6 protein-coding genes are annotated in these 6,032 nt (G+C 43.9%); all 6 read right to left on the bottom strand.

What is annotated here, in order from left to right:
* A partial coding sequence (gene era / locus SPADD19_RS01610) for a GTPase Era (protein ID WP_061455034.1) occupies positions 1-886 on the bottom strand: 886 nt, incomplete at its 3' end.
* A 29-nt stretch (positions 887-915) separates the two neighbouring features.
* On the bottom strand, positions 916-1,314 hold the full coding sequence (locus tag SPADD19_RS01605; protein ID WP_013903931.1) for a diacylglycerol kinase family protein: 399 nt from the start codon (positions 1,312-1,314) through the stop codon (positions 916-918).
* On the bottom strand, positions 1,295-1,792 hold the full coding sequence (ybeY, locus tag SPADD19_RS01600) for an rRNA maturation RNase YbeY (RefSeq protein ID WP_003005431.1): 498 nt from the start codon (positions 1,790-1,792) through the stop codon (positions 1,295-1,297). The genes SPADD19_RS01605 and ybeY overlap by 20 nt, the downstream gene beginning before the upstream one ends.
* 428 nt (positions 1,793-2,220) lie before the next feature.
* Positions 2,221-3,957: a tetracycline efflux ABC transporter Tet(46) subunit B gene (gene tetB(46) / locus SPADD19_RS01595; RefSeq protein WP_003018863.1), complete on the bottom strand. Its 1,737-nt coding sequence runs from the start codon at positions 3,955-3,957 to the stop codon at positions 2,221-2,223.
* 1 nt (position 3,958) lies between these two features.
* Positions 3,959-5,683, bottom strand: coding sequence for a tetracycline efflux ABC transporter Tet(46) subunit A (gene tetA(46) / locus SPADD19_RS01590; protein ID WP_061455033.1), 1,725 nt, complete (start codon positions 5,681-5,683; stop codon positions 3,959-3,961).
* 167 nt (positions 5,684-5,850) lie between these two features.
* Positions 5,851-6,032: hypothetical protein (locus SPADD19_RS12300; RefSeq protein ID WP_241496390.1), on the bottom strand; the 182-nt coding region annotated here is incomplete at its 5' end.

The following is a 6,032-nucleotide window of genomic DNA, read 5'->3' as shown; positions in this document are numbered from 1 at the left end:
CGTTGTATCCGAAATCGGCAAGATCCAATTTCTTATCCCGCCAATTTTTCTTGACCTTGACCCATGTTTCTAGGAAGACCTTGTCCCCTAGCATGAGCTCAATATCCTTACGCGCAAGGGTTCCGATCTTCTTGAGCATGGCGCCACCTTTTCCGATGACAATACCTTTTTGGCTATCGCGCTCGACCATGATGGTTGCACGGATATGGACCTTATCTGTCTCTTCATCCCGCTTCATAGAATCCACTACTACTGCCACAGAGTGGGGAATTTCTTCCCGCGTCAAGTGCAAGACCTTTTCACGGATCATTTCAGAGACCAAGAAGCGCTCTGGGTGGTCAGTGATTTGGTCAGCAGGGAAATATTGAAAACCTTCTTCTAAGTTTTCACTTAAAATATCAATCAAACGCGAAACATTGTTTCCTTGAAGGGCTGAAATCGGCACGATTTCCTTGAAATCCATCTGACTACGGAAGTCATCGATTTGCGCCAAGAGTTGGTCAGGGTGCACCTTGTCGATCTTGTTGACCACCAGAATAACCGGCACCTTAGCAGCCTTGAGACGCTCGATGATCATGTCATCGCCCTTCCCACGTGGCTCATCTGCTGGCACCATAAAGAGAACGGTATCCACTTCTCGAAGGGTGCTATAGGCCGACTCCACCATGAAGTCTCCAAGCGCTGTCTTGGGTTTGTGAATCCCTGGGGTATCGATAAAGACGATCTGTTCCTTATCCGTCGTATAAATCCCCATAATCTTATTGCGCGTTGTCTGCGCCTTGTCACTCATGATGGCAATCTTTTGCCCCATGACGTGGTTCAAAAACGTTGACTTCCCAACATTGGGACGTCCTAAAATGGCTACAAAGCCTGATTTAAATGTCATATTATCCTTTCACGAGGGCATACTCCCTCTTATCCAAATACCAAGGCCCAGAATTTGGGCACAAAAATCACCAGTCCTGTTAGTAAGGCAAAGCCTGATACGACAAGGACTGCTCCAGCTGCCATGTCTTTGGCATTCTTTGCCAACATGGAGAAATGGTAGTTACTAGCTAAATCCACCACATTTTCAATGGCTGAATTCATAATCTCAAAAGCAATCACCAAGGTGATGCTGAGCAACAAAAAGAGCCACTCCGTCGCAGAAATCCTAAATACCAAACCAGCAAGAATTGCTACAAGGGCTGATAAGGCATGTTTGCGCATATTGCGCTCTTCTTTGATCGCCGTGAAAATTCCTGTTATCGCAAACTCCAAACTGGAAATAAAGTCCCGATTTTTCCATTTTCGCTTATTGTCTTGTGAGTCCATAGGCTGTCAAAATCTCTTCCTGTAAGCCAAACATTTCCTTTTCTTCTTCCGGCGTATAATGATCATAGCCATTAATGTGAAGAAAACCATGCACTGCTAAAAATCCCATTTCGCGCTCAAAACTGTGGCCATATTCTTCGGCTTGCTCACGCGCCTTGTCAATTGAAATAAAGAGCTCACCAATATAGGTATCGAATTCAGCCATCATCTCTGCCAATTCTGGATTTTCTGCAAGGTCTTCCTCGTCAAAAGAAATCTCCATCTCTGGCTTGTATTCTAAACTGATGACATCCGTCGGACGATCCGTATCACGGTATTCAAGATTTAGTTCATGACTGCGTTCATTGGTTACAAAAGTCACAGCCATTTCCTTGTCTTCTTTCCCAATTTTTTGAGCAGCAAATTCTAAAATTTCTTGCGTTTGTTTTAAGATTTCGTCAGAGACTTGACCAGTCTCATCTACCATTTCAATATACATCTGGATCACCTCACTATTATCACTTTATTATATCACAAAAACCAGCCTATATACTAGATACAGACTGGTTTAAAATATAGATCCGTAGTTTTTCATATCAAAATATCAAGAAAGATATAATAATTTTTATTTTTTTGATCAGTCAAGACACTAATAAAACTTTCCGCCGTGAGAAAAGTGCTTGAAACAGTACTGTTTCAAGCACTCGGGAGTTTTGAGACTTTAGGCTCAAAACTAAGTCATGGAACTTCCTGGACTGCTGAAATCATCCACTGGATAATTTCACCTAACGTCCGTAATCACATAAGGAAAGTTTCTAAGAATCTTTTATCCCAGATATTAACCAGCTTATATCTAAAATATAGTCTGTTTTATTACAAAGATAAATTAGCTAGGGATTTTCCTCGTCTTAAACAGTGGAACTCATCTTACACCACTGTTTGCTGGATGGCATTCATCTGGGCATAGATACCGCCTTGTGCAACCAGTTCCTCGTGTCTACCACGCTCCACAATACGTCCTTCGGATAAGACTAAGATCTGATCCGCATCTTGAATAGTGGACAAGCGATGGGCAATGATAAAGGTGGTCCGGCCCTTTTGCAGGACTGCCATAGCCTTCTGGATGATTTCTTCTGTTTCCGTATCAATGTGAGAAGTTGCCTCATCCAAAATCAGAATTTGCGGATTCATATAGAGCGTCCGCGCAAAGGAAATCAATTGGCGCTCGCCACTTGAAAAGGCGGATCCTTTTTCTACGACTGGATGGTCGATTCCCTTTTCAAGGCGCTCTACAAAGGGCCAAGCCCCGACTTTTTTCAAGGCATCTTTGACCGCATCCCGATCAATGTGTTCCTGACTCATGGCCACATTACTAGCTATGGTTCCTGTAAATAGATAAGGATCCTGCAGAACAATCCCCATATGGCTGCGTAAGCTCTCACGAGAGACTTGGCGAATATCTTGACCATCTATCAAAATCGCACCTTCTTGAGGATCATAAAAACGATAGAGCAGGTTCATAATCGAAGACTTACCCGATCCAGTATGACCCACAAGAGCGATGGTTTGCCCAGGACTTGCTTGAAAGGCAATATCCCGCAGAACTGGCTTTCCTTCTTCATAGGCAAATTGAACGTCGTCAAACACGACTTCTGCCTTTTCTATCTTCAGTTCCAATGCACCATCGGCCTCCAAAGGTTGGTCTAAGAAAGCAAGGACGCGACTCCCCGTTTCTAAGGATCTCCGAATATTCGGAAATTGACGACTGAGATTGGCCATGAGATCAAATAGATTAATCACATAGTTAATATTGATAAATAAGAAACCAGCCGTCACACCGATATTGCCCTGTAGGAAAGAAATCCCAGCGATGGTCAAAATGCCCGCAATCACTAAAAACTTGAGCAATTCCGTTAAGGTCCAAGAAGCAATGGAATCGGCCAGGAGGATTCGATCATTGGCTCCTAACATCTTCTGGGTAGTGGCTTCAAACTCCTCCACCACACCAGGCTCTTGATGATAGAGCTGAATCATACTGGCACCATGCAAGAGTTCATTGACCTGGGTATTGACCTCGCTTCTCGCATCAAAGAAATCCTTCATAGGCTGGTCCGTCATGACCTTGTAGAGATACTGGATCCCATAGAAAATCGGAAAGACCAAACACAAGAGAAGGCCCATCATAGGACTCAGGTAAAAGAGAATCCCTAGGATAAAGAGGAAACGCACCAAGTAGATGACTAAAATCATACAAGAGTTATAAAACTGGGTCCGCAAGGTCTCCGTATCATTGACAATTCTTGTCGCGATCTTCCCAGCCGGCTTATCATCAAAATAAGAAATAGGCAACCCTTGCATGACTTGAAAGGCTTGGTCTCTTAGGTTAGCCGTCACTTGATTGCTTCCGTGTAGCAAGATCCGATTCCCTAGGTAGCTAATCAGCTGTCCGATGCTCAAGACCAAGAGATAGAATCCTCCCATCTGAAGCAAGTCCCCTTGCCCTCCACCGTGGGTCAGCGCAGTCAAAGGCCCATCGATCATCTTTTGGAGAAGAAAGGGAGACAATTCAGAAAAAATGGTGGCTAGTAAGAGGCAAATAAAGCCAGCAAGAAAGACAGTTGGATAAAGAGTGATCCTAGATAATAATCGTTTCAATACTTTCATCTTATTCTCCTTCCTGTTTTTGTTGCCGTTGGTATTGTTCATAATACCAGCCTTCTTGAGCTAATAAATCACTAGCCCTGCCTTCTTCGACAATCTGTCCTTGATCCAAGACGATGATCCAATCCGCCTGATGGACAGCCGACAAGCGATGAGAAACAATGATGGTCGTCTTGTCTTTTCGTTCTTTTTGAATCGTGTCAATAATGGCCTGTTCAGTCTTCGCATCCACCGCCGAAAGGGAATCATCTAACAGCAAGAGCTCTGCATCTCTTAAGAAGGCACGCGCCAAAGAGATCCGTTGTTTTTGACCTCCTGATACAGAGACTCCTTTCTCACCGATCAGGGTGTCCATTCCATGAGACATCCTCTCGAGATCATCCGCAAAAGCAGCCTGGGCTACTGCTTCCACCAAGTCATCTTGGCTGGCTCCTTTTTTACCAAGCGCTATATTCTCACGGATAGACTTAGAAAATAAAATATGTTCTTGGGAAACATAGCCAATTTTTTCTTCGATGGAGTGTCGGTTATAGTCCACGATCGGTTGCTGGTTGACCAAAAACTCTCCCTCACCAACTGGGTACTGCCGCAAGAATTGTCGAACCAAGCTTGTCTTTCCTGCTCCGGTACGACCAACAATCCCAACTGTCTGTCCTTTCTTAATGGTCCAATCAATGCCTGATAGGCTCTTTCGCTCAGCACCAGGATAGCTGAAAGAATAGTCCTTAAACTGCACCAAATCAATTTCCTCTAGGTAGTGAGAACCATCTGGCTCCAGATCATCCGTTTCATCAATCACTTCTTTTAATTTTTTATAGGACATTTGCCCTGTCTGGTAGACCAAGATCAAGTCCGCCATCATCCACATAGGCTCAATTAAAAAGACCAAATACAGCTGTAAAGCCAATAATTTCCCAAGACTCAATTGCCCGCTTGCCAGGGACTGCCCTCCAAATAGCAGGAGCAAGACTGTCGAGAATCCAATAAACAACAGGGCTAAAGGTCCAAAAGAATACTGGATAGAGGCAATTTTATCCCCCGTTTTGGATAGACTGGCTGTTTTTTTCTGAAACTGTTTGACCTGCTGGTCTCGTCTACTATAGGCCCGCATGACCCGAATTCCTTCGATGGACTCCAAGACTTCATCATTCAACTGAGCGACTGCTTCCCGGTTTTGCTCAACATACTCCTCCTGCTTTCTACTCAAAAAATAGGTAGAGACGACGAGGAAGATCATAGGAATAAAGGAAATCAAGGTTAATTGCCAAGAAATGAAAAACATGGTCGGAATAATAAAGGCAAACAAGCCACCGCCAAACAGGAGCACCATCATCCCGTAACCAGCCATATCGGCCATGCCATCGACATCTGTCGTAAAGCGCGTCAAGAGATCTCCTGAGCGAAATTTCTCAAAAAAAGGGCGCCGCATGGCTACTAGCTTACGAAATGCTTGCTCCTGGAGGGTCGCCTTGAAATGGACTGACGACTGAAAGAGTCGCAACTGCCAATAAAAAGCCGTTAGGTAATTGAGGATGGCTGATCCTACTAAGAGGACCATATCCCATACAAAGTTGGATTGCGTCAGCGTCCGCTGACTCAAATGATCCACTAAGCGCTGGATGACTTGCGTCGGGATCAATAAGGTGTAATCATAAAGAATCAGGACCATAGCGATCTTCACATATCGCCACTTGCGCTCCCTGATATACTCCCAAATAGCTCTGATCATATATTCTCCTTTTCAAAATGGCACAGAAAAAACCCAAGCAAGGAGCTGAGTACGTACTCAGTCCACACTTGGGCCTTCTGATGCCTATCACCAATTCAGTTAAGGCAGGTAAAAATGCATACAAAAAACCCAAGACAGACTCCTCCATCTTGGGTTCCATTTATAGTTTACATCGAACTCAACTGAGATTGGAGAAGCTGTGTATTCAATTGTGTCATCAAAACATCTACTTTGTTCATGATGGTTTTCTCCTTTCTCTTTGTTGTTCTAACTTTACCACTTATTTCCTTGCTTGTCAACGCTTTTTTGAAAATTGTTGAAAAAAGCAAAATTTTTAAGATGGACTCGC

The organism is Streptococcus parasanguinis, from assembly GCF_001578955.1.
In the GTDB taxonomy this organism is placed as follows: Bacteria; Bacillota; Bacilli; order Lactobacillales; family Streptococcaceae; genus Streptococcus; species Streptococcus parasanguinis_U.
Note: the sequence above shows the minus strand (reverse complement) of the source record. Positions and strands in the feature narration are given on the sequence as shown.

What these genes read in the sequence shown, in the direction of transcription:
- SPADD19_RS01605 (WP_013903931.1), bottom strand. Translation starts at nt 1,314, where the DNA reads ATGGACTCACAAGACAATAAGCGAAAATGGAAAAATCGGGACTTTATT.
- ybeY (WP_003005431.1), bottom strand. Translation starts at nt 1,792, where the DNA reads ATGTATATTGAAATGGTAGATGAGACTGGTCAAGTCTCTGACGAAATC.